This is a genomic window from Halolamina sediminis (assembly GCF_001282785.1).
Classification (GTDB): domain Archaea; phylum Halobacteriota; class Halobacteria; order Halobacteriales; family Haloferacaceae; genus Halolamina; species Halolamina sediminis.
The window spans coordinates 1,174,616-1,196,160 of sequence record NZ_CVUA01000001.1 but is presented as its reverse complement, the minus strand read 5'-3'; the positions used below and the strand labels follow the sequence as shown (position 1 = coordinate 1,196,160).

General features: G+C 68.8%; 24 protein-coding genes. 14 read left to right on the top strand and 10 right to left on the bottom strand.

Annotated elements, in window-relative coordinates:
- Positions 1-95: 95 nt before the first annotated feature.
- Positions 96-782: a PHP domain-containing protein gene (locus tag BN1959_RS06150; protein ID WP_053947817.1), complete on the top strand. Its 687-nt coding sequence runs from the start codon at positions 96-98 to the stop codon at positions 780-782.
- Positions 779-1,888 carry an asparagine synthase-related protein gene (locus BN1959_RS06145; protein ID WP_053947816.1) on the top strand — a complete coding sequence of 370 codons (1,110 nt, stop codon included), beginning with the start codon at positions 779-781 and terminating at the stop codon, positions 1,886-1,888. The genes BN1959_RS06150 and BN1959_RS06145 overlap by 4 nt, the downstream gene beginning before the upstream one ends.
- Here the strand turns inward: BN1959_RS06145 and BN1959_RS06140 are convergent, their stop codons facing one another.
- Positions 1,889-2,356, bottom strand: coding sequence for an NUDIX hydrolase (locus BN1959_RS06140; RefSeq protein ID WP_053947815.1), 468 nt, complete (start codon positions 2,354-2,356; stop codon positions 1,889-1,891).
- Positions 2,357-2,858: 502 nt separating this feature from the next.
- On the opposite strand from BN1959_RS06140, the gene BN1959_RS06135 reads away from it, so the two are divergent.
- The 5 genes from BN1959_RS06135 to BN1959_RS06115 all read left to right on the top strand — a co-directional run bounded on the left by BN1959_RS06135 (position 2,859) and on the right by BN1959_RS06115 (position 6,065).
- Positions 2,859-3,065: a DUF7525 family protein gene (locus tag BN1959_RS06135; RefSeq protein ID WP_053947814.1), complete on the top strand. Its 207-nt coding sequence runs from the start codon at positions 2,859-2,861 to the stop codon at positions 3,063-3,065.
- 42 nt (positions 3,066-3,107) lie between these two features.
- Complete coding sequence (locus BN1959_RS06130; protein ID WP_053947813.1) at positions 3,108-3,335, top strand: DUF7123 family protein; 228 nt, start codon at positions 3,108-3,110, stop codon at positions 3,333-3,335.
- Between the two features lie 83 nt (positions 3,336-3,418).
- The gene (locus BN1959_RS06125) at positions 3,419-3,853 is read left to right on the top strand and encodes a CoxG family protein (protein WP_053947812.1); all 435 of its coding nucleotides are present in this window, start codon (positions 3,419-3,421) and stop codon (positions 3,851-3,853) included.
- 26 nt (positions 3,854-3,879) lie between these two features.
- Positions 3,880-4,689, top strand: coding sequence for a carbon-nitrogen family hydrolase (locus tag BN1959_RS06120; RefSeq protein WP_053949329.1), 810 nt, complete (start codon positions 3,880-3,882; stop codon positions 4,687-4,689).
- A gap of 59 nt (positions 4,690-4,748) precedes the next feature.
- On the top strand, positions 4,749-6,065 hold the full coding sequence (locus tag BN1959_RS06115; RefSeq protein WP_053947811.1) for a phosphoribosylglycinamide synthetase C domain-containing protein: 1,317 nt from the start codon (positions 4,749-4,751) through the stop codon (positions 6,063-6,065).
- 40 nt (positions 6,066-6,105) lie between these two features.
- Here the strand turns inward: BN1959_RS06115 and BN1959_RS06110 are convergent, their stop codons facing one another.
- A complete protein-coding gene (locus BN1959_RS06110; RefSeq protein WP_237560306.1) occupies positions 6,106-6,405 on the bottom strand; it encodes a DUF7562 family protein in 300 nt (99 codons plus the stop codon).
- Between the two features lie 365 nt (positions 6,406-6,770).
- Here BN1959_RS06110 and dctP point away from each other — a divergent pair, with 365 nt between their 5' ends.
- From dctP to BN1959_RS06095, 3 genes are read left to right on the top strand one after another with little or no spacing between them, the layout of a single operon-like run.
- On the top strand, positions 6,771-7,835 hold the full coding sequence (gene dctP / locus BN1959_RS06105) for a TRAP transporter substrate-binding protein DctP (protein WP_053947810.1): 1,065 nt from the start codon (positions 6,771-6,773) through the stop codon (positions 7,833-7,835).
- A complete protein-coding gene (locus tag BN1959_RS06100) occupies positions 7,836-8,312 on the top strand; it encodes a TRAP transporter small permease (protein ID WP_053947809.1) in 477 nt (158 codons plus the stop codon).
- The gene (locus tag BN1959_RS06095) at positions 8,312-9,592 is read left to right on the top strand and encodes a TRAP transporter large permease (protein WP_053947808.1); all 1,281 of its coding nucleotides are present in this window, start codon (positions 8,312-8,314) and stop codon (positions 9,590-9,592) included. The genes BN1959_RS06100 and BN1959_RS06095 overlap by 1 nt, the downstream gene beginning before the upstream one ends.
- Here the strand turns inward: BN1959_RS06095 and BN1959_RS06090 are convergent.
- Both BN1959_RS06090 and BN1959_RS15015 read right to left on the bottom strand, forming a co-directional pair.
- Positions 9,564-10,016, bottom strand: coding sequence for a VOC family protein (locus BN1959_RS06090; RefSeq protein ID WP_053947807.1), 453 nt, complete (start codon positions 10,014-10,016; stop codon positions 9,564-9,566). The two genes, BN1959_RS06095 and BN1959_RS06090, sit on opposite strands and share 29 nt — an antisense overlap.
- Before the next feature lie 25 nt (positions 10,017-10,041).
- Positions 10,042-10,845: a hypothetical protein gene (locus BN1959_RS15015; RefSeq protein ID WP_053947806.1), complete on the bottom strand. Its 804-nt coding sequence runs from the start codon at positions 10,843-10,845 to the stop codon at positions 10,042-10,044.
- 96 nt (positions 10,846-10,941) lie between these two features.
- On the opposite strand from BN1959_RS15015, the gene BN1959_RS06080 reads away from it, so the two are divergent.
- From BN1959_RS06080 to BN1959_RS06065, 4 genes are all read left to right on the top strand, one after another.
- Entirely contained in the window at positions 10,942-12,156 is a 1,215-nt protein-coding gene (locus BN1959_RS06080; protein ID WP_053947805.1) for a dihydrolipoamide acetyltransferase family protein, read from the top strand.
- A gap of 69 nt (positions 12,157-12,225) precedes the next feature.
- Positions 12,226-13,014 carry an SDR family oxidoreductase gene (locus tag BN1959_RS06075; RefSeq protein ID WP_053947804.1) on the top strand — a complete coding sequence of 263 codons (789 nt, stop codon included), beginning with the start codon at positions 12,226-12,228 and terminating at the stop codon, positions 13,012-13,014.
- 80 nt (positions 13,015-13,094) lie between these two features.
- Positions 13,095-14,129, top strand: a complete 1,035-nt coding sequence (locus tag BN1959_RS06070; RefSeq protein WP_053947803.1) for a thiamine pyrophosphate-dependent dehydrogenase E1 component subunit alpha — start codon at positions 13,095-13,097, stop codon at positions 14,127-14,129.
- A complete protein-coding gene (locus BN1959_RS06065; protein WP_053947802.1) occupies positions 14,126-15,103 on the top strand; it encodes an alpha-ketoacid dehydrogenase subunit beta in 978 nt (325 codons plus the stop codon). The genes BN1959_RS06070 and BN1959_RS06065 overlap by 4 nt, the downstream gene beginning before the upstream one ends.
- Before the next feature lie 6 nt (positions 15,104-15,109).
- Here the strand turns inward: BN1959_RS06065 and lpdA are convergent, their stop codons facing one another.
- The 6 genes from lpdA to BN1959_RS06035 form a co-directional block, all read right to left on the bottom strand.
- On the bottom strand, positions 15,110-16,513 hold the full coding sequence (lpdA, locus tag BN1959_RS06060; protein WP_053947801.1) for a dihydrolipoyl dehydrogenase: 1,404 nt from the start codon (positions 16,511-16,513) through the stop codon (positions 15,110-15,112).
- 101 nt (positions 16,514-16,614) lie between these two features.
- Positions 16,615-16,995, bottom strand: a complete 381-nt coding sequence (locus BN1959_RS06055; protein WP_053947800.1) for a PaaI family thioesterase — start codon at positions 16,993-16,995, stop codon at positions 16,615-16,617.
- A gap of 45 nt (positions 16,996-17,040) precedes the next feature.
- A complete protein-coding gene (locus tag BN1959_RS06050) occupies positions 17,041-17,847 on the bottom strand; it encodes an enoyl-CoA hydratase/isomerase family protein (protein ID WP_053947799.1) in 807 nt (268 codons plus the stop codon).
- Positions 17,844-18,731 (bottom strand): 3-hydroxyacyl-CoA dehydrogenase family protein, encoded by an 888-nt coding sequence (locus tag BN1959_RS06045; protein WP_053947798.1) that lies wholly within the window; start codon positions 18,729-18,731, stop codon positions 17,844-17,846. Before BN1959_RS06045 ends, BN1959_RS06050 begins: the two co-directional genes overlap by 4 nt.
- Positions 18,732-18,807: 76 nt before the next feature.
- Positions 18,808-20,274, bottom strand: a complete 1,467-nt coding sequence (locus BN1959_RS06040) for an OB-fold domain-containing protein (RefSeq protein ID WP_053947797.1) — start codon at positions 20,272-20,274, stop codon at positions 18,808-18,810.
- Positions 20,271-21,443 (bottom strand): thiolase domain-containing protein, encoded by a 1,173-nt coding sequence (locus BN1959_RS06035; protein ID WP_053947796.1) that lies wholly within the window; start codon positions 21,441-21,443, stop codon positions 20,271-20,273. Before BN1959_RS06035 ends, BN1959_RS06040 begins: the two co-directional genes overlap by 4 nt.
- Between the last annotated feature and the right edge of the window lie 102 nt (positions 21,444-21,545).

The following is a 21,545-nucleotide window of genomic DNA, read 5'->3' as shown; positions in this document are numbered from 1 at the left end:
CTTTTCAGATATCCGATAGATTTTGGCCGTCCTAAAGCCGCCGTCTACCCGCCCGGACCGGACGCCTTTTTACGGCCGGCCGCCAACCCGGGCTCGTGCTTTCGGCCGAGCTGCACTGTCACTCCGAGCTCTCCCACGACGGTCGGGATCCGGTGGATCTGTTGGTCGAACAGGCCGCGGCCGTCGGGCTCGACGTCATCGCTGTCACCGACCACGACGAGATCGACGCCAGCCACGAGGCTGCCGCGCTGGCCGAGGAGTACGGACTCGTCGGCATCGTCGGGATGGAGGTCACCTCCGCGGCCGGCCACGTGCTCGCGCTGGGGATCGAGGAGTCGATCCCCTCGGGGCTCGACTACGACGAGACGCTCGATCGCATCCACGAGCAGGGCGGCATCGCCATCGTCCCCCACCCCTTCCAGAGCTCGCGACACGGCGTCGCCGCCCACATCAGCGACGACCAGCTCGCGAGCGCCGACGCGATCGAGGTGTACAACTCCCGGCTGCTCACGGGCCGATCGAACCGACAGGCCGAGCGGTTCGCAACCGCCCACGACGTGCCCAAGACCGCCGGGAGCGACGCCCACATCTCGGAGATGGTCGGGCAAGCGATCACGGAGATCGGCGTCGACGAGCGGAACGTCGACGCGATCCTGCAGGCGATCCAGCAGGGCCGGACCAGCGTCGTCGGCCAGAAGACGCCGTGGCGGATCTCGTTCCGGCAGGCGGCCGGCGGCGTGAAACGCCGGGTCCAGCGCGGCGTGCGCGAACTGTTCCGATGACTGAACCGCCCCACGGCGCCGACGCCTCGACCGCCCGTGATGCGATCGAGTCCGGCGATCCCCTCCCCGGAACGGGCGGCTTCGCCGGCGAGGTCGACGGTCGGCTCGTCCGGGACGTGCTCGGCCGCGAACCGCTCTACCTCGACGCCGCGAGCGACGGCCGGGACTGGCGCTTCGAGCCGACCGACCTCGCCGAGCCCGAACTCCTCGACGCCGGCACGGTCGTCGAACCGGACGGCGCCCGACGGGAGGTGTGGTCGCTGCCGAACCCGGCGCCCGAGACGGACCACGAGGCCGCCGTCGACGCCGTCCGCGATGCCGTGCTCACGAGCGTCCGCGAACCGAATTCCGACGGGCTCGCGGTCGCGTTCTCCGGCGGTGTGGACTCAGCGGTCGTCGCCGCGGGGGCACCCGAGGCGCCCTGCTACGTCGCCGGCTTCGCGGATGCCGAGTCCCACGACGTTGACGCGGCGCGCGAGGCCGCCGCCGCGATGGATCGCGACCTCCACGTGGTCGCGTTCGATCACGACGATATCGAGCGTGCAGTCCCGGAGATCGTCCGCGCGACTGGGCGCTCGAACGCGATGGACGTGGGGATCGCCCTGCCGCTGTACTTCGTCGCCGAGCGGGCCGCCGCGGACGGGTTCGACCGGCTCGCGGTCGGACAGGGCGCCGACGAGCTGTTCGGCGGCTACCGGAAGGTGGTCGATCCCGCCGAGGACCACCGCGTCGACGCCAACACGGTTCGTGGTGCGACGCGGGAAGTGATCCGGAGCCTCCCCGACCAGCTCCCGCGGGACGTGCTGACGCTGCGGGCCGCCGGCGTCGAGCCGGTCGCGCCGCTGCTCCACGATCGCGTCGTCGACGCCGCGCTGGGACTCCCCGCGGAGCTGCTCGCGACCGACGAGGAGCGGAAGATCGCACTCCGTCGGGCGGTCGATGGCGTGGTCCCGGACGACGTTCGCGGGGCCGAGAAGAAGGCGGTCCAGTACGGAACCTACGCCGCACGGGAGTTGGACCGGCTGGCTCGACAGGCGGGGTTCAAAAAACGGATGGACGATCACGTCGGGCAGTACATCGACGCGCTGGTCGCTGGCGAGGTGTAGCTACGTCTCCTCGGCGGCCTCGATCGCCCGCAGCGCGAGTGCCTGCGTGTCGGCGTCGACGTGGCTCTCTTCGAGGTCGTCGCGGTCGTACCACGCCCACGCGTCGGCGCCGGCCTCGCCGGGCGCGGGGTCGATCTCCCGGCTCGGGACCGTCGCGAAGTAGACGTGATCGACGTGCTGGTGGAACACGTCGTCGCCGTCGGTGTCGATGTCGTACAGCAGCTGCTCCCGCGGGGTGGGGAGGGTCCGCCCCGCGGGCGCGCCCACGGGCTCGGTTTCGTCGAGCAGCGTCGGTTCGAGGCCGGTCTCCTCGCGCGTCTCGCGCAGGCCGGCCTCGTGGGGCAGTTCGTCGCGGTCGACGTGCCCGCCCGGGGGGATGTGGATCTCCAGTTTCGGGTGGTAATGCAGGACCGCGGCGCCGTCGTTGACTATGTAGACGGTGGCCGTGAAGTGGCGCGTCGTCTCCATGGCTCTCGATTACCACCGTGGGGTTTCGGGGTTGCGGTTCGATTATTGGTTGGTCGTGGTTGGGGGCGCTACGGTCGGGACGGTGTCACCGGTTCTACTCCTGTGAAGCTTGATTACGACAACACCGTGAAAGCCCCTGCCCGCTCGGCCCGGGGGCCTCGCTGCGCTCCTCGTCGGTCACTTCGTTCCCTCCTGTGGTGCTTGCGTCGGCCGCCGTCGCCGAGCGGACAGCCCCTTTCAGCCCCGCCCGACCGCACAGCCCACACGCCTCCCCAGCCGACTCACTCGCTCACTCCGTTCGCTCGTTCGTCCTCCGAGAGAGCAAGCTCTCTCGTGCCCTCGCTCGGTTCACTCGCGAGGACCTCGCGCTCGGGTCGCGCACGGAGGCGCGACCGCTTCGCGCCACCGCATCTGCGACGGGTGTGTGGGTAGCGTTCCACAGGTACCGCGCAGCAAGAGGTCGGTCGCAAGAACTACCTTTCGCCCCCCCGGAGGCGGGAGTATGGCACACGACACTTCGTCCGATCTGGGTCTCGGGATCGGCGTCACCCTCTCCGTGGTCGCACTGCTGGCCGCGGCGTGGTTGGCGTTGGTCGACCCGAGCGCGACGTTCGACAGCGGGATGCACGCCGCGGCGGTCCCGTTCGCGATCGCGATGACCGTCGGCGTCGCCGCCGTCGCCGCGATCCACCTCTTCTGGGGAGAGTAGCCGGGAAACCGTTAAGACCGCGAACCCCTTACGCCACGACGAATGACCGACTACACCGAGGAGGAGGCACGCATCGTCGCGTACCTACGTCACAGCGTCTCCTCTGGGGATCGGTACTTCCGGGCCAAGAACATCGCCGAGTCGATCGGGCTCTCGGCCAAGCAGGTCGGCAGCCGCCTGCCGACGCTGGCGGAGAAGTCAGACGACGTGGAGATCGAGAAGTGGGGACGCTCGAAGTCCACGACGTGGCGAGTCGAGCCCCAGGGGTAGCACCAGCTCGCGCCGCAAGCGCCGGGACGTTTTCTCCGCCGCAGTCCCTACCCGTTATCACCCCCCGACCCGTAGCCCGGGGTATGACCGTCCGTGTCGAACGGACCTTCACGTTCGACGCCCCGGCCGAGCAGGTGTGGGAGTTCATCGCGGACCCCGCCAAGCGCGCCGAGGCGATCAGCGTCGTCGAATCGTACGAAGTCGCCGACGATGCGGGCCGGGAGGCGACGTGGCACGTCAGCCTCCCGATCCCGGGCGTGGGGGCGACCGTCGCGATCGAGACCGAGGACGTCGAGCGCGACCCGCCGAACCGCGTCAAGTTCGTCGGCAAGTCCACGGCGCTGCGGGTGACCGGCACCCACACCATCGAGTCCGACGGCGGGACGACGACGCTGCACAACGAGTTCGTCGTCGATGGCCGGCTCCCCGGCGTCGAGCGCTTCTTCAAGAAGAACTTCGAGTCGGAACTTGACAACCTCGAGGCCGCGCTGCGGGAGGAGCTCGGGCTCAAACCATGACCGAGGGAATCGGCGACGACGACGCGATCACGATCGCGCTGGCTCAGCACCGCGTCGAGGCGGGCCAGGTCGAGGCAAACGTCGACCGCGCGGTCGCGGCCATCGAGCGCGCGGCCGCAAACGGCGCCGACCTCGTCTGCCTGCCCGAGCTGTTCAACGTCGGCTACTTCGCGTTCGACTCCTACGCCCGGGAGGCGGAAGCGCTCGACGGCCCGACGCTCGACCGGATCGCCGGCGTTGCCGCCGACCACGGCGTCGCGGTCCAAGCCGGCAGCATCGTCGAGGATCTCGAAGCCAGCACCGCGGCGGGGTTCTCGACACCCGAGTCAGTGGGGCTGGCCAACGCCTCGGTGTTCCTCGACCGCGCGGGCGAACTACAGGCGGTGTACCGCAAGCAGCACCTGTTCGGCTACGACTCCGCGGAGAACCAACTGCTCACGCCGGGGGAGTCGCTGCCGACCGTCGAGTTCGAGGGGTTCACCGTCGGGATGACCACTTGCTACGACCTGCGGTTCCCCGAACTGTACCGCGAGCTCGCCGACGAGGGCGTCTCGCTGGTGCTGGTGCCGAGCGCGTGGCCCTACCCGCGCGTAGAGCACTGGCGGACGCTCCCGCGTTCGCGGGCCATCGAGAACCTCGCGTACGTCGCCGCGGTCAACGGCGCCGGCGAAATGGGCGACGACCGGCTCGTCGGCCGGTCGACGGTGTACGATCCTTGGGGCACCCCGGTCTCGACCTGCGACGACGGCCCCGAGCTGGTGACCGCCGAGCTGTCGCCGTCCCGCGTCGACTCGGTCCGCGAGGAGTTCCCGGCGCTGCGGGACCGCCGGCTGTAAGCGGCATTTTGCCCTGTTTTTGCCGAAAGAACCTCTATCCCGGCGGCTGAACGGGCGGTATGGACACCAAGAAGTTCCTGTTCGTCTCGGCCGACGCCGCGCTGATCACCGACCTCGCGTGGCAGGTCCACCGGGAGGGCCACGACGTGAAGTACCACATCGAAGCCGAGGGCGACCGGGAGATCGGCGACGGGTTCGTCCCGAAAACCGACGACTGGGAGGCCGAAGTCGACTGGGCCGACGTGGTCATTTTCGACGACATCTGGGTGGGGGACACCGTCGGGACGGGCGAACTCGCCCAAGAGCTCCGTGAGCGAGGGAAAGCCGTCGTCGGCGGCACGCCGAACACCGACCGGCTCGAAGAAGATCGGGGCTACGCGATGGAGATCCTCGAGGAACACGGCGTCAACACCGTCGAACACCACGTGTTCGAGGAGTTCGACGCCGGCATCAGGCACGTCCAAGAGAACCCCGCGCCGTACGTGATCAAGCCGCTCGGGGAGGTGCAGAACGTCAAGCGTCTGCTGTACGTCGGCGACGAGGACGACGGCAGCGACGTCGTGGACGTGCTGAAGGCGTACGAGAAGGCGTGGGGCCACCGGATGAAGGGGTTCCAGCTCCAGCGGAAGGTCGAGGGCGTCGAGATCGCGGTCTGCGGGTTCTTCGACGGGAACGAGTTCGTCGACCGGATCAACTTCAACTTCGAGCACAAGAAGCTGTTCCCGGGCAACATCGGCCCCTCGACCGGCGAGATGGGCACGTCGATGTTCTGGGCCGGGCGGAACAAGCTGTTCGAGGAGACGTTCGGTAGGCTCGAAGGCTGGCTCGCCGAGGAAGGGTACGTCGGCAGTATCGACATCAACTGCATCGTCAACGAGACCGGAATCTACCCACTCGAGTTCACGCCGCGGTTTGGCTACCCGACCATCGCGCTGCAGGAGGAGTCCATCGAGTCCTCGACGGGGCAGTTCTTCTACGACCTCGCTCACGGGAACGACCCCGAAGTCGAGGTGCACAGCGGCTATCAGATCGCGGTCCGGGTCGTCCTGCCGCCGTTCCCGTTCGACGACGAGGAAACGTACGACGAGAACTCCCGGAACGCCGCGGTCGTGTTCGAGACCGAGAGCCGCGAGGGGGTTCACTTGGAGGACACCAAGAAGGTGGACGGGCAGTGGCGCGTCGCCGGGGACAACGGGATGCCCATCGTCGTGACTGGGACGGGTGAGACGATGCAGGCGGCGCGCGAGCAGGCGTACGACCGCATCGACGACATCGTGATGCCCAACATGTACTACCGGGACGACATCGGTGAGCGCTGGATCGACGGGGACGGCGACCGACTGCAGGCGTGGGGCTACCTCGGGCCGCAGTCGTAAGGGACCGGCGTCGACGGTACCGTACGCGTCGACGGCCCCGCTACGGTTTCTCCCCGTCCGGCGCCGCATCGTCGGCCAGCAGCGCACAGAACTGCTGCAGGAACGTCTCCCGGTCCGTTCGCCCGGCGCCGGCCGCGACGAGCAGCTCCTCGAGCCCGTCGCGGTTCTGGTGACAGTACTCCCGGTAGCACGGCTTACAGAAGTACTCGAACTCCTTCCCCTCGCGGCGCCAGATGTCGCCGTGCTTGTCGTACTCGAACGCGTCCTCCTCCGCGATGGACTCGCCGCAGCCGATACACGTCACCTGCGCGGTGCGGGTCCCGAACAGCCTCGAAGCCATCGTGTCTCGAACGACGCGACGGATCGCGGTGGGTCGACTGCCTCACCAGTCGTGTCCATTAAGTGGTGAGTGCTGGCAGTGCTCCCTTCGCCGGACGGTGACGCAGCGACCCCTGTCGTGGACCGAGACGGCTCACGGGCAGGGCTACCGTCATCCCGAGACGATCCCGAACTATCAGATCGAGAGAACGACGTTCGATCGAACGTCGTTCCCGACGTCGAACGGGATACCTTCGTCCGACGGCGGACTCGCCACGACGGAATTGATTGAATTCGGATAATACCGGTGAACATCTATCAGTTACCGAGACGTACATTGACTGACGCTTGCCTAAGCTATTTATCCCAATAGCCCAGCCATAGCCCATGGTAGATGGTGACAATCAGCCAACGACCACACGACGAACGTATCTGAAAGCAGGCGCAGCGGTCGGCAGCTTCGCCGGACTGAGCGGATGTGTCTCCTCGCTGACTGGAGGCACGACGACGCTGCGGGTGAACTCTCCGGCAGCGGAGGGGTCGGTGCACGGCGATGTCGGAGCGTGGATCAAGGAGTACGTCGAGGCCGAGACCGACGGCGACATCGAGGTCGAGGTGTTCCGCAACAGCGAGCTGGGGGGACAGATCGAGTCGATCGAGAACGTCTCCTCGGGGTCGCTGGAGATGTACGTCATCCCCTACGCGTTGACGGGGACCCAGTACCAGCCGGCACAGGTGTTCGACGCGCCGTACCTGTACGACCCGGACAACCCCTACGAGGACATCTACGAGAAGACTGACCCGCAGGACAGCGAGATCGCACAGGACGTGATCGAGAACCTCGCATCCGAGACCAACATCCGGTCGCTCGGCGCGGTGGTGCAGGGGACCCGTCGGTGTACGCTGAACGTCGAGGGCGAGCCGCCGACGAACCCCGAAGAGCTCGGCGAGTACCGGATGCGTGCGGTGCCGATCGGCATGTACGAGCAGGCGCTCGTCGGCCTCGGCGCCGAGACGACGAACATCGACTTCTCGGAGGTGCCACAGGCGCTGGCCTCGGGCTCGATTCAGGGACAGGAGAACCCTTACAACATCATCCGGAGTTCGGGGATCTGGGAGAACCAGAGCCACATCATCGAGACCGACCACATGCACGTGCCGCTGGCGATCATCATCAACGAGGGGATCTTCCAAGACGACCTCACCGACGGCCAACAGCAGATCATGTACGACGCGGTGCGCGAGAACCAGTCCCGCGCGACCGAGACGCTACAGGAGAACCTCGAAGGCCACCGGGAGTTCATGCGCGAAAACGACCTCACGATCGTGCCGCCGGAGGACCTCGATATGGACGCGTTCCGGACCGCGACCCGCCAGCGCATCCGGGACCAGTTCCCGGATCTGATCGACACGATCGAACAGCTGCACGGTAACGGCTACCCCGCGGAATAGATGTCGCGGGTCGAGCGAGCGTTCGACCGGGCGACGAGTGCGCTGTATCGCGGCTCCGCAGTAGCGCTGCTGCTCATCCTCGTTTTGATGCTGGTCCGCGTCGTCTCGCGGAACCTGAGTCTCGGGATTAGCGGGCTCCAGATCGTCGCACAGGCCGCCGCTGTCTGGCTCACGTTCATGATCGTCGGCGCGCTGGAGTGGGAACAGCGCCACATCGAGATCGACTACTTCACCGACCGCATCCCCGAACGCTGGCAGCCGCTGCACGAGATCTTCGTGACGCTGGTGGGCACGTACGCCGCCTACGTCATCTTCGTCGGCTCGGTGATCGCAATGGTGACGTTCGCCGACTCCACGTCGCCGGCCGTCGATATCCCGATCCCGGTCTACTACGCGGCGTCGACGCTCGGGGCGGGGTTCCTGCTATCGATCTACGGCTACCGCATCTACACGGCGGTCCAGGAGGTGCGTCGCTGATGGCGGTGCTGGGTCTGATCGCGGTGCTGCTGTTCGTGGCGCTGGCCTCGGTACGGGTGCCGGTGTGGATCGCGCTGTTGGTGCCGGCCGCGCTGTACAGCGCCCTCAGCGGGCAGCCGTTGCTGTTCCCCGCGGTGAACATGGTCCGGGAGCTGGACTCCTTTACGCTGCTGGCGATCCCGCTGTTCATCTACGTCGGCTCGCTGATGAACCACGGCGAGATCACCGAGAAGATATTCGAGTTCGCCGACGACGTGGTCGGCCACTACGACGGCGGGCTGGCGCAGGTGAACATCCTCACCAGCCTGATCTTCTCGGGGATCAGCGGCTCGGCGCTCGCCGACATCGGCGGCGTCGGGCGCGTTCTGATCGACTCGATGAAAGACGCCGGCTACGACGGCGACTTCTCGGCGGCGATCACCAGCGCGTCGGCGACCGCCGGCCCCATCTTCCCGCCGAGCATCCCGCTGATCCTCTACGGAATCATTGCGGAGGTGTCCGTCGTCTCGCTGCTGCTTGCGGGCGCACTCCCGGCGCTGCTCACCGTCGCGTTCCTGATGCTCGGCACCGCGGTGATCGCGAAGACCCGTGGGCTGCCGAGTAACTCCGAACGGGCCTCACTGCGCAAGATCGGCTCCTCGTTCGCGAAAGCGTTCCCGGCGCTCCTGACGCCGGTGATCCTCATCGCGGGGATGCTGGGCGGGCTGTTCAGCCCGACCGAGGCGGCCGCGGTGACGGTGTTCTACATCCTGCTGATCAACACCGTCGTCTATCGGTTCCTGAACCTTCGGTACATCTGGAACGCCGCCACGGAGACCGTCGAGACCACTGGAACGATCGTGATCATCCTCGGCGCCGCGAGCGTGTTCAGCTACATGCTCTCCGTCGAGGGCGTCGACAGGCTGTTCGAGACGACCGTGCTGTCGCTCTCGACCAACCCGATCATCGTGTTGATCCTGGTGAACCTCGTCCTCCTGTTCATCGGGCTGTTCCTCGACCCGATCGCGGCGCTGGTGATGATGACGCCGATCGTCCTCCCCACGCTGACCGAGGTCGGGGTCGACCCGATCCACGCGGGAGTCATCATGGTGTTCAACCTGATGCTCGGGCTGCTCACCCCGCCGCTGGGACTCTCGGTGTACCTCTCGGCGGACATCGCGGACGTGCCCGTGTGGGACGTGTTCCGGGAGACCCGGGACTACTACGTGATCCTCGCGATCGCGTTGCTGGTGATCACGTACTACCCGCCGCTCAGTCTCGGGATTCTCGAGTACCTGTAGCCTGCCGCCGACGCTTTTCCGGCGGCGTCTCGTCCTCCACCAGCTGCATGGGCGCGAGCGTGTCTTCGTCGGCCATCGTCGCGACCAGCCAGTCGTACCCCTGCTGGGGCTCCTCGCTCGCGAACCCCACCCCGGCCGCCCGGAGCTCGGCCATCCGCTCCCGGATGTCGTCGACGGCGAAGGCGATGTGGAAGAAGCCGTCGCCGTGCTGGCGCCAGTGCTCGTACACCCAGCCGCGCTCGGTCGTCGGCGTGATGAGTTCGACCAGGGCGTCGCCGACCGGATAGAGCGCCACTTCGAGCTCGAACTCCCCGGTCATCTCCTCGCGAGCCAAACGATCGACGCCGAACTGTGCTTCGAACGCCGCCGTCGCCGCGTCCAGATCGCCGACCACGAACGCCACGTGGTGGATGCGCGTGAACATACCGCATACGTCGGCGCTCGCTGCATCAATCTATCGCCTCCCGCAAGGCGGCGACGAACGCTCGGCAGTCCATTCCGGGCGAGGCGTCGCAGGCGGCCGCGGCGTCGTTGACGGCGCTCACCACGCCCTCTGCCCACGTCGAACGCGCGTCGCCGATGCGGGCACTGTCGTGGGCGACCGTCGCCGCGGGGACTCCCCGTTCGTCGAGGAACGGGAGCCGGCTCCGGCCGGCGTCGTCCTTCCCGCCGCCGGCGTCGTTGAACACTGCTCCGGCCACGTCGCCCGCAATGTAGGAGTCCCGTTCCCCGGCGAGCCGGGCACCGTGGCTCGCGGTGATCGCGATCCGGCCGTCGTCCTCGGGGCGGATCAGCGACAGCGAGTCCATCCCCCAGACCGCGGGGTCGCCGTCGTCGAGTTCGAACCGCCCGGGCGAACGCGGCGCCGGGGACGGCGCGGGCTCGGCGTCGCCCATCCGCTCGGCGGCGTCGACGACCGCGTCGCCGACGGCGCAGCCGAGCGCGGCGGCCGCGTCGTTGACCCGGCTGATCCGCCCCGACCGGACGGCGTCGAGGCCGTCGCCGATGCGGGCGCTGTCGTGGGCGACCGTCGCGGCCGGGGTGCCGTGCTCGTCGAACACCGGGAGGGTCGCGACGCCGGCCGCTTCTTTCCCGATGCCGGCATCGTTGAGGATCACCCCGCGGACGCCAGCCCGCGCCGCGAGATAGCCCGCGTAGGCGCCGCCGTGGCTCCCGGCGACGACGACGCCCGGCTCGTCGTCGGCCGAGAGCTGTGTCACGCTGTCGAACACGCGAACGTCAGTGAGTACCATGGAAGGACTGACGGCCGCAGCCGCATAACTCTCGGCCTCCCCTCAGTCGCCGGGACGAACAGCTTTTTGTCGGTATTCCCCTCTTCTTGAGAGTATATGTCATACGTCGTCCGGATGCCCAAGCTCGGCGTCGAGATGGAGACGGGGATCGTGATCGAGTGGTACCTCGACGTAGGAGAGACGGCCGAGGAGGGGGACGTGATCGCCGAGATCGAGTCCGAGAAGTCGACCGCCGAGGTCGCAGCGCGGGAGGACGGCGCGCTCCGGGAGCGCTATCTCGACGCCGGGGAGGAGGGGCCGCCGGGGGCCGCCATGGGGATCTTCGCGCCGCCGGACGCCGACATCTCGTCGCTCCGGGCGGAGATCGACGTAGAGCCGGGCGAGGCCGCGGCGGACGCTGACGAGGACGCCGAGTCGGCGACAGGAGAGGCGACGACCGACGACGGGGGAGCCCCTGAATCGGTCGAGGAGCCCGCACAGCCGGCCGTCGACGACGGAACCGTCCGCGCGAGCCCGCGGGCCAAGCGCCGCGCCGAAGAGCTCGGTGTGACGCTCTCCAGGGTCGAAGGCACCGGACCGGAGGGCGGGATCGTCGCCGACGACGTGGCGGCCGCGGCGGGCGACGCCGGCGGGCGGACGATCCGCGAGGAACGGACGTTCTCGGGGATGCGCTCGACGATCGCCGACCGGCTGAGCACGAGCTACCGGGAGGCAGCCCACGTCACCGTCGATCGGGAGGTCGAGGTCGAAGCGGCGTTCGCGGCGGCCGAGGCTGCCGGCGAAGATGCCTCGCTGACCGACGTGTTGCTGCTCGCGGTGTCGGCGACGCTGGACGAACATCCCGAGTTCAACGCTACCTTCGACGCCGAGACCGAGACGCACACGCTGTACGAGGAGCACAACATCGGTGTCGCGGTCGACCTCGACGGCGGCCTCGTCACGCCGGTCATCCCCGACGTGGGCGGGAAGTCGATCGGCGAACTCGCCCGACAGCGCAGCCGGCTGACCGACCGCGTGCTCGACGGCGAGTACGACGCCGACGACCTCAGCGGCGGGACGTTCACGGTGTCGAACCTCGGCGTCGTGGGCAGCGACTCGTTTACGCCGATCATCAACCCCCCCGAGATCGCGATCCTCGGCGTCAACCGCGTTCGTGAACGGCCAGTCAACACCGACTCGGGGATCGAGTTCCCCCGTCACATCACGTTCAGCCTCTCTTTCGACCACCGCGTCGTCGACGGCGCCGACGCGGCCCGGTTCCTCGTCACGCTCGACGAGACGCTCGCGGCGGCCGAGGAGCTGCTCGACTGACCGTCCCGACTTCTGTGGTGTGGTACCGCGCAACGTAGATTTATGCGGCGTCAGTCACACGACCGGACGATGACGGAACTCCTGACAGGGCAGACGGCAGTCGTGACGGGCGCGGCGAGCGGAATCGGGCGGGCGATCGCGCTCGCGTTCGCCGACGAGGGCGCAGACGTGGTCGTCGCCGACGTCGACGCGGAGCCACGCGAGGGCGGGCAGCCGACCGCCGAACGGATCCGGGAGGACACCGACGCCGACGCGACGTTCGTCGAGTGTGACGTCTCCGACCCGGACGCGGTCGAGGGGGCGATGGACGCCGCAGAGGCGTTCGGCGGCGTCGACGTATTGGTGAACAACGCCGGCGTCGTGCGGGTCGAGTCGCTGCTGTCGGTCACCGAGGACGAGTACGACCAGGTAATGGACGTGAACGTCAAGGGCACGTTCTTCGGCGCCCAGCGGGCCGCCCGGCGGATGGCCGACGGCGACGGGGGCTGCATCATCAACATCTCCAGCATCGCGGGGCTTGAGGGTGCCGGCGACTACGTGACGTACTCGACTTCGAAGGGCGCGGTCCGGCTGATGACGTACGCGCTTGCCGACGCGCTCGGCGACGAGAACGTCCGGGTTAACGCGATCCATCCGGGACCCGTCGACACCGGGCTGATGCGGGAGGATCTCGGCACTGATCCGGACGGCGAGAACCCGTTCCTGGCTGGGGTGCCCCGGGGGCGGATGGGCGAGCCCGAGGACGTGGCCGACGCCGCGGTGTTCCTCGCGAGCGACCGCGCCGATTTCGTCAACGGCTCGTCGCTGGTCGTCGACGGCGGAATGGTCAACACCCGGGGGCAGCTCCTCTCGGAGTGAACGGCGAGAATCGGCCGGAATCGCCCCGCTACCAAGCTTTTTATGCTGTCTCCGCTCATTCGTACGCGTTAATCATTATCATGCCACAGTTCGACTTGGATTCAGCCGACGACAGGCGGAACGCCCTCCGAAAGATGCTGCTGATACGGGAGTTCGAGAACCGCGTCAGCGAGCGGTTCGCCGACAACGAGATCCCGGGGTTCGTCCACCTCTCGCAGGGGCAGGAAGCCGTCGCCGTCGGCGCCTGCGGCGCGCTCGACGGCGACGACTACGTCACGAGTACCCACCGCGCCCACGGCCACAGCCTCGCGAAGGGGCTCGAATCGGACCGGCTCATGGCCGAACTGTACGGCAAGGAGGCGGGCTACTGCAGCGGGCGCGGGGGGTCGATGCACGTCGCCGACCTCGATACCGGCATGCTCGGCGCTCAGCCCATCGTCGGCGCCAGTGTCCCGCTCGGCACCGGGGCGGCGCTCACGGCCGACCTCCGCGACGAGGACTGGATGGCGATCGCGTTCTGTGGCGACGGCTCCACGGCCGCCGGCCAGGTACACGAGGCGATCAACCTTGCGGCGACGTGGGGGCTGCCGATCGCGTTCGTCATCGAGAACAACCAGTACTCCGAGGGGATGGTGTTCGACGAGCAGCACAACATCGAGGACCTCGCGGACATGGCGGCATCCTACGGCATTCCCGGGGAGATCGTCGACGGGCAGGACGTGGAGGCGGTCAACGACGTAGTGACCGAGGCCCGCGAGCGGGCACTCGCCGGCGACGGCCCGACGCTGATCGAAGCCAAGACGTACCGCTACCGCGGCCACTTCGAGGGCGACGAGGAGCCCTATCGCTCCGAGGACGAGGTCGAGAAGTGGCAACGGGAACACGACCCCATCGACAACTACCGAAATCGCCTGCTGGACGAGGGCGTGATCGACGAGGCGACGTTCGAGGAGCTCCGGGAGTCGGTCGTCGAGGAGATCGACGCCGCCGTCCAGTTCGCCCGCGACGCCGACGAGCCCGACCCCGAGGACGCCTACGACGACGTGTTCGCCGAGCCCGTCGACGACGTCGAGCGGTTCCGTGATCGTCTCCGCGCCGACGGGGGTGGAGAATGAGCGGCGAGACCGAGCGGCTGAGCATCCGCGAGGCGATCCGGTCGGCGCTCCGTGAGGAGTTGCTCCGGGACGACGACGTGTTCATCATGGGGCAGGACGAGGAGGACGGCGGCTCCTTCGAGGTGACCGCCGGACTCCACGACGAGTTCGGCTTCGATCGCGTACGGAACACGCCGATTAGCGAGGCCGCACAGATCGGCTCGGGCGTCGGCGCCGCCGCGACCGGACTCCGGCCGGTCGTGAACCTCAGCTTCTCGGACTTCATCGGCGTCTGCTACGATCAGGTGATGAATCAGGCCGGGAAGACCCGCTACATGTTCGGCGGCGCGAGTTCTGTCCCCATGACGATCCGGGCGATCGAGGGCGCCGGGCTCAACGCCGCAGCTCAGCACTCCGGGACGGTCCACTCGATGGTCTCCCACCTCCCGGGGATCAAGGCGGTCGCGCCGGGCACCCCCGAGGCCGCGAAGGGACTGATGAAGTCCGCCATCCGGTCGGACGACCCGGTGGTGTTCTTCGAGAACAAGACGACGTACGAGCGCCGCGGCGAGGTGCCCGCCGACGAGGAGTTCACGGTGCCGCTGGGCGAGGCGAGCGTCGAACAGGAGGGCGACGACGTGACCGTCGTCGCGACCCAGCGACTGCTCGGCGAGGCGCTCGCGGCGAGCCGGGAGTTCGACGACCTCGGGATCGAGGTGATCGACCCGCGGTCGCTCTACCCGCTGGACACCGACACGATCGCCGACAGCATCGAGAAGACGGGACGGCTGGTCGTCGCCGACGAGAGTCCGCTCTCCTACGGGTTCCACGCCGAAGTGTTCGCGCGGTCGGCCGAGGACGCGTTCTGGCACCTCGACGCGCCGTTGCAGCGCGTCGGCGTCCCTGACACGCCGATCCCCTTCTCGCCGGCACAGGAAGACGAGGTCGTCCCCGACGCCGACGACGTGCGCCGCGCGATCGAACGCACGCTCTGAGCCGCCTCAGCGGTTCACGGTGTGTATCGCTTCGCCGTCGACGTTCGCGGCGGCCTCCATCAACGCCTCACCCAGCGTCGGGTGGGCGTGGACGGTGTGGGCCACGTCGGCCGCGGTGAGCCTGTTCCGAACCGCGAGCGTCAGCTCCCCGATCAGCTCTGAGGCCTCCGGGCCGACGATCTGGGCACCCACCAGCGTCCCGTCGTCGGCGTCGGCGACGACCTGCACGAACCCTTCCTCCTCGCCCGCGGTGAGCGCGCGGCCGTTCCCGCGGAACGCCATCCGGCCGACGGTGACATCCCGCTCCGCAGCATCCGGAGCGACCCCGACGGTTGCGATCTCGGGCTCGGTGAACACGACGCTCGGGACGGGCCCGACCGGGCCGGGATCCCCGCCCGCGATATCTTCGACGGCGTGCAGTGCCGCGTGGCTGGCCTCGTGGGCCAGCATCGGCTCGCCCGCCACGTCGCCGACGGCGTAGATGTGCTCCTGACTGGTCTCCCCGTTCTTCCCCGTGACGACGAACCCGTCGTCGTCGACCGTCACACCCGCAGCGTCCGGATCGACCGTGTCGGCGACCGGGCGGCGACCGACGGCGACGAGCACGGCATCGGCTTCGTACTCCTGCTGGTCCCCCTCCTCGGTCTCGGTGACGACGACCGGTGCGCCCGTGATGTCCTCGTACCACTCCTGTGCGGCCTCGGCGAAGGAGAAGGAGATCCCCAGCTCGCGGGCGCGCTCGGCGACCGGCTCGACGAGCTCGTCGCCGTAGGCCGGCAACGGGTCGTCGAGCGCTTCGAGGACGGTCACGTCGGTGCCCAACTCGGCGAACGCCGTCGAGAGCTCCATCCCGATGTAGCCCGCGCCGACGACGACCAGCCGGTCGGGTCGCTCGGAGAGATCGAGCACGTCGCGGGAGCTCAACACCGGCTCGTCGTCGAACGAGAACCCCGGGAGCTCGATCGGCCGACTCCCGGTCGCGATCACCGCGTGCTCGAAGGAGAGCGTCGTCGAGTCGGCGGTCAGCGACGGCGGGTCGATCTCGACGGTGTGCTCGTCACGGAAGCGGGCAGTCCCCTCCCGGTAGGTCACGCCGTTTGCGCCGAGGAGCTGTTCGACGCCACCGGTGAGCCGGTCGACGACCGAATCCTGCCACTCGCTCAGCTCGTCGAACGCGACCGTCGGCTGCGCGTGGACGCCGCGATCCGTCATCCGGCCGACCCCGCCCGCGGCGCGTGCCACGTCGATCAGCGCCTTCGAGGGGATGCAGCCGTGGTTGAGGCAGACGCCGCCCGGCTCGCCGCGCTCGACGATGGTGGTTTCGAGGCCCCGCTGTGCGGCACGGATCGCGGCGACGTAGCCGCCCGGCCCGGCACCGATCACGACTACGTCGGTCTCTTCAGTTGACATGGCTCTATCTTGGGTCAGTGTGGCATAAAGCCAGTCCCGCCGGCAACACTGGAGCCGGGATTGCCGAATTTCGATATCGCTATTAACGATTTATTGGCGCCTCACCCCGTCTTGTACACCCCGCGAGCGTCGGGGACGTGAGTCCCCTCGCTGCACACGGTCACTTCGACGACAGCGATATCGTCGCCGAGCCGGACCACCTCCGCTGCGGCCGAGAAATCCCCGGTCCCCGCTTCCAGGTAGTCGATGCGCATGTCGATAGTCGGGACCGGCTGCTCCACCTGCGAGAGGAGTGCGGCGCCGCCGACGGTGTCCGCGAGCGTGAACGTGACGCCGCCGTGGGCCGTCGTCCCCTCGGCATCCCACGCCAGCTCCTCTCGCATCTCGACGCGGCCCTCGGCGTGGCCGTCGCCGACTTCCGTCACCTCGATGCCCAGCAGGTCCGTGAACGGCATGCGCTCTAAGAACGCCTCGACGTCCATGGCTGAGGATTTCCGGACCGGCGCAAAAACCTTCCTCCGCGGCCGCTACTCGCCCTGCCACTCGGGGTCGCGGTCCTCGAGGAACGCGTCGATTCCCTCGTCCTTGTCGTGGGTCGCGAACAGCTGGGCGAACAGTTCGGCCTCGTACTCGATGCCGTCTTCCAGCCCCAGTTGCGAGGCTGCTTTCACCGACTGCTTGGCGAACTCCAGCGCGACCGGGCTGTTCGCGGCCATCGACGCCGCGAGCTCGTTCACTGCATCGTCGAAGCCGTCGTCGCCGTGTACCCCGTCGACGAGTCCGATCTCCGCGGCCTCCGCGGCGTCGATCAGTTCGCCGGAGAGGATCAGGCGCATGGCCTGCCCCTCGCCGACCAGCCGGGGGAGCCGCTGGGTGCCGCCGCCGCCGGGCATGATGCCGAGCGTGATCTCGGGCTGGCCGATCTTGGCGTCCTCGTGGGCGATCCGGACGTCACAGGCCTGGATCAGCTCGCAGCCGCCGCCGAGGGCGTGGCCGTTGATCCGGGCGATCACCGGCATCGGGCAGTCCGCGACGTGTTCGTACACCCGCGGGCGCTTGCTGGCCTCGCGCTGTTCGAGCGCGTCGCGCTCCCGGAGTTCGGTCACGTCCGCGCCGGCGGCGAAGGCGCCGGCCTCCTCGGCGCCGGTGAGCACGACCGCCCGGACCTCCTCCCCCTCCACCGCGTCGATCACGTCGGCAAGCTCCTCACGGAGTTGAGCGTTCAGCGCGTTCCGGGCGTCCGGCCGGCGGAGCGTGACCGTGGCCACGCGGTCGCCCCGAGCCCCGACCTCGGCGTCGACGGTCTCGCAGTCGGCCGCGACCTCCTCGATCACTGTTTCTCACCCCAGTCGCCGCTAGTGCCGACGATCTCACCGTCCTCCCAGACGTAGAACCCCTCGCCGCTCTTCTTGCCGAGCTTGCCGGCCCGGACCTTTCGTTTCAGGATCTGGGGCGGCCGGAATCGCTCGCCGAGCTCCTCCCGGAGGTGCTCGAGGATATCCAGCCGCACGTCGAGCCCGACCACGTCCCCCAGCGCGATCGGCCCCTGCGGGTGGTTGTAGCCGAGCTCCATCGCGGCGTCGATATCCTCGGGCGAGGCGACACCCTCCTGCACCATCCGCATGGCTTCGACGCCGAGTGCGACACCGAGCCGAGACGAGGCGAATCCCGGCGAGTCGGTCACTTCGACCGGGGTCCGGTCGATCCCCTCGACGAACTCGTGGGCGCGCTCCAGCGCCCGATCGCTCGTTTGCTCGGCGACGACAATTTCCACCAATTCCATAATGTGCACGGGGTTGAAGAAGTGCAGACCCACCGCGCGGTCCGGACGATCCAGCGTGCTCGCGATCTCCGTCAGCGACAGCGAGGAGGTGTTGGAAGCGATAATCGCGTCCTCGTCGACGTGGGACTCCACGTCCGCGAACGTCTCCTGTTTGATCTCCATCTGCTCGGGCACCGCCTCGATCACGATCTCAGCGTCGCCGACCGCGTCTTCGAGCGAGGTCGTGCCGGCGATGCGATCGAGCGTGGCGTCCTTCTCCTCCTCGGTGACTTTGTCGCGCTCGACGCCGCCTTGGAGGTTCGCCTCGATGGCGTCGAGCCCGTCGTCGACGAGTTCCCGCTCGATGTCCCGGAGCCACACGTCGTGGCCCGCCATGGCCGATACCTGGGCGATCCCGTGTCCCATCGTGCCGGCGCCGAGTACGGCTACGTGCATGCGCCTGAGAGGGGCCGGTGCCGAGAAAAAACCGCGTGACACGGAGTCGCTGAAAATCGTCGAAGCGCCCAGCCGACTACCGCTGCCGCTCGATCGCTCGCAGCTTGAACCCGTAGCGGGTCACGCCCTCCTGCGTGTAGATCCGGCGGATCGTCGCGGCGACGCGCGTCCCGATCTCGACGCTCTCGCCGTCCGCGAGCACCTGCGAGGGGACGCTCACGCTGTCGCCGTCGGGACCGTCGAGAGCGACGATCGCGCTCACGAACGGGCCGCTTCGGGACTGCTGCTCGACGAACTCCGGCGGCGCCCCGCCCTGTGCGATCGTGGTGGTCGCCTCGATGGTGCCTTCCCCAGTGAGTTCGACCCGTTCGTACTCCTCGACCCGGGCGTGGCAGTCACCACAGGCGCCGCCGGGCGGGAAGTTCAGCGCGCCGCAGTTCGGACATCGTCCGGCGGCCAGTCGGTGACGCTGGGGCGTCGTGCGCTGCCACGAGGGGACGCTGACGTACGCGCCGCCGCCCTCGGGCTCGCCGGTCGTGATCTCGCCGCGCCGGCGGAGGTACTCGGCGTAGGAGAGATCGGTCGCCCCCGACAGCGCGGCGTCGACGGGAATCGAGCCGTCGACTACGAGCGCGTTCGCGCCCGCGCCGCTACCGTAGGCCGCGAGCAGCACGCGCTCCGTGCCATCGTCGAACGCCGACGCGACGCCGAGGAACGCGCTCGCCGCGCCCGTATCGCCGAGGTGGCTGACCGTCTCCGCGGCCGCGATCGTCTCGGTGTCGACGCCCAGCGCGCCTGCGGCGCGGTAGGGGAGCTTGCCGTCCGGCGACTGCACCGCCGCGGCGTCGGCGCTAGCTAGGTCGACGTCGAGTGCGTCGACAGCGCCGCCGAGCGCGGTCGTGAACGCCTCGCGGTCGTACTGGGTGACGCCGAGCCCCGTCGTCTCCTCGCTCCCAGCTTCCCGGAACCGCGTTCCGGGGTAGGATTGGACGTACGAACCGCGGTCGACGACGGTGCCGGGCGCGCCGGCGGCGAGCACGAGCGCGGCCGCGCCGGCGCCCGCGGCGTGTTCGATCTCGCTGTCCGGCTCGCCGCGCGGGCAGTCGGCGACGACGACGAGGCCGATCCCGTTGCCCGCCGATCCGCTCCACGGGCCCGCATCGAGCGCCCCGGCGAGCGCCTGTGCGCCGGCGCGGGTGCTGGCCGTGAGCGTGCGCGTGTCCGCGTCCCCGGGCGCGTCGAGCACGCTCGCGAGCCGCGGCGTGAGATCCTCTTCGGCCATCGGCGGCGTCGTGGTCGCGAACGCGAGGTGGGCGATCTCGTCGCCGTCGCGGTCGGCGGCGTCGAGCGCGCGTCGGGCCGCCTCGATCCCCATCGTGAGCGCGTCCTCGTCGGCCTCGGGGACTGCCTTCCGCTCGACGCCCGCCGCGTCGAACCGTCCCCACGCGTCTTCGAACTCCGCTGCGTCGATCCTGAGCCGGGGCGTGTACGCGCCGATCGCGGCGATCCCGGGTTCATCAGTCGTGCCGTCGCCGTCGCTCATCGGCCCACCTCCCGTTCGAGGACGTGCACGACCGCTGCGCCGCCGCTGCCGCCGACGTTGTGGGTCAAGCCGAGTTCGGCATCCTGGACTTGGCGTTCGCCGGCTTCGCCGCGGAGCTGTTTGTACGCCTCCGCGATCTGCCCGGCGCCGGTCGCGCCGATCGGGTGACCCTTCGACTTCAGCCCGCCGGAGGCGTTGACCGGGAGTTCGCCCCCGAGCTCGGTCGCGCCAGCGTCGATCAGTTCGCCCGCCTCGCCGCGGCCACAGAAGCCGAGGTCCTCGTAGGCCAGCAGTTCCGCGATCGCGAAGCAGTCGTGGACCTCCGCGAAGTCGAGCTCGTCGGGCTCGATCCCCGCCCGGTCGTACGCCTCGGCGGCAGCCTCCATCGACGCGTCGATCCCGGTGTAGGTGTCGCGCTGAAACAGCCCTACTCGCTCGCTTGCCGCGCCGACCCCCGCGACGCGGATCGGCTCGTCGGTGTACGCCCCGACGGCGTCCTCGCTCGCGACGAGCACCGCGGCGGCGCCGTCGGAGGTCGGACAGCAGTGATAGAGGTTCAGCGGATCGGCGACGACCGGCGCGTCCCGCGCGTCCTCGAGCGAGCACTCGAAGCCGAGGTGGGCCTTGTCGTTCTTCGCGCCGTTTTTGTGGTTCTTGACGGCGACCTGCGAGAGATGCTCCGGCGTCGCGTCGTAGCGGTCGAAGTACGCGCTAGCCATCTGGGCGTAGACGCCGGCGAACGTGGTGCCGGTCAGGCGCTCCCACTCGGTCTCGCCGGAGACGCCGAGCCAGTACTTCGCCGCGTCGCCGCTCAGGTCGGACATCACTTCGACGCCGCCCGCAAGCGCCACGTCGGCCATCCCGCTTCGGACGGCCTGTACGGCCTGTCTGACCGCGTAGCCCGAAGCCGCACACGCGTTCTCGACGCGCGTGCTCGGGACGCCGTGGAGGCCGGCGTGTTCGGTGACTGCCGGGGCGGAGAGTCCGATCTGTCGCCCGCCGACGCCGAGCGTGCCGACGACCGCCTCGTCGATCTCGCCGGTGTCGATACCGTCGGGGACGCTGTCGAACGCCGCGTCGACGGCGTCGGCGAACAGCGACCGATAGCTCTCGCCAGGCATCGCGCCGAAGGGGGTCTGCCCCGCGCCGATGATGTACGCCTCGCGCATGGGACGACGATTCCGGCGGTCCGACGAAAAGCCTTCCCGTGGGAGCACGCGATCGTCGCCGATCCGCGTTCTGTCGGTGGGTTTCGACGCGTCGGGATCATC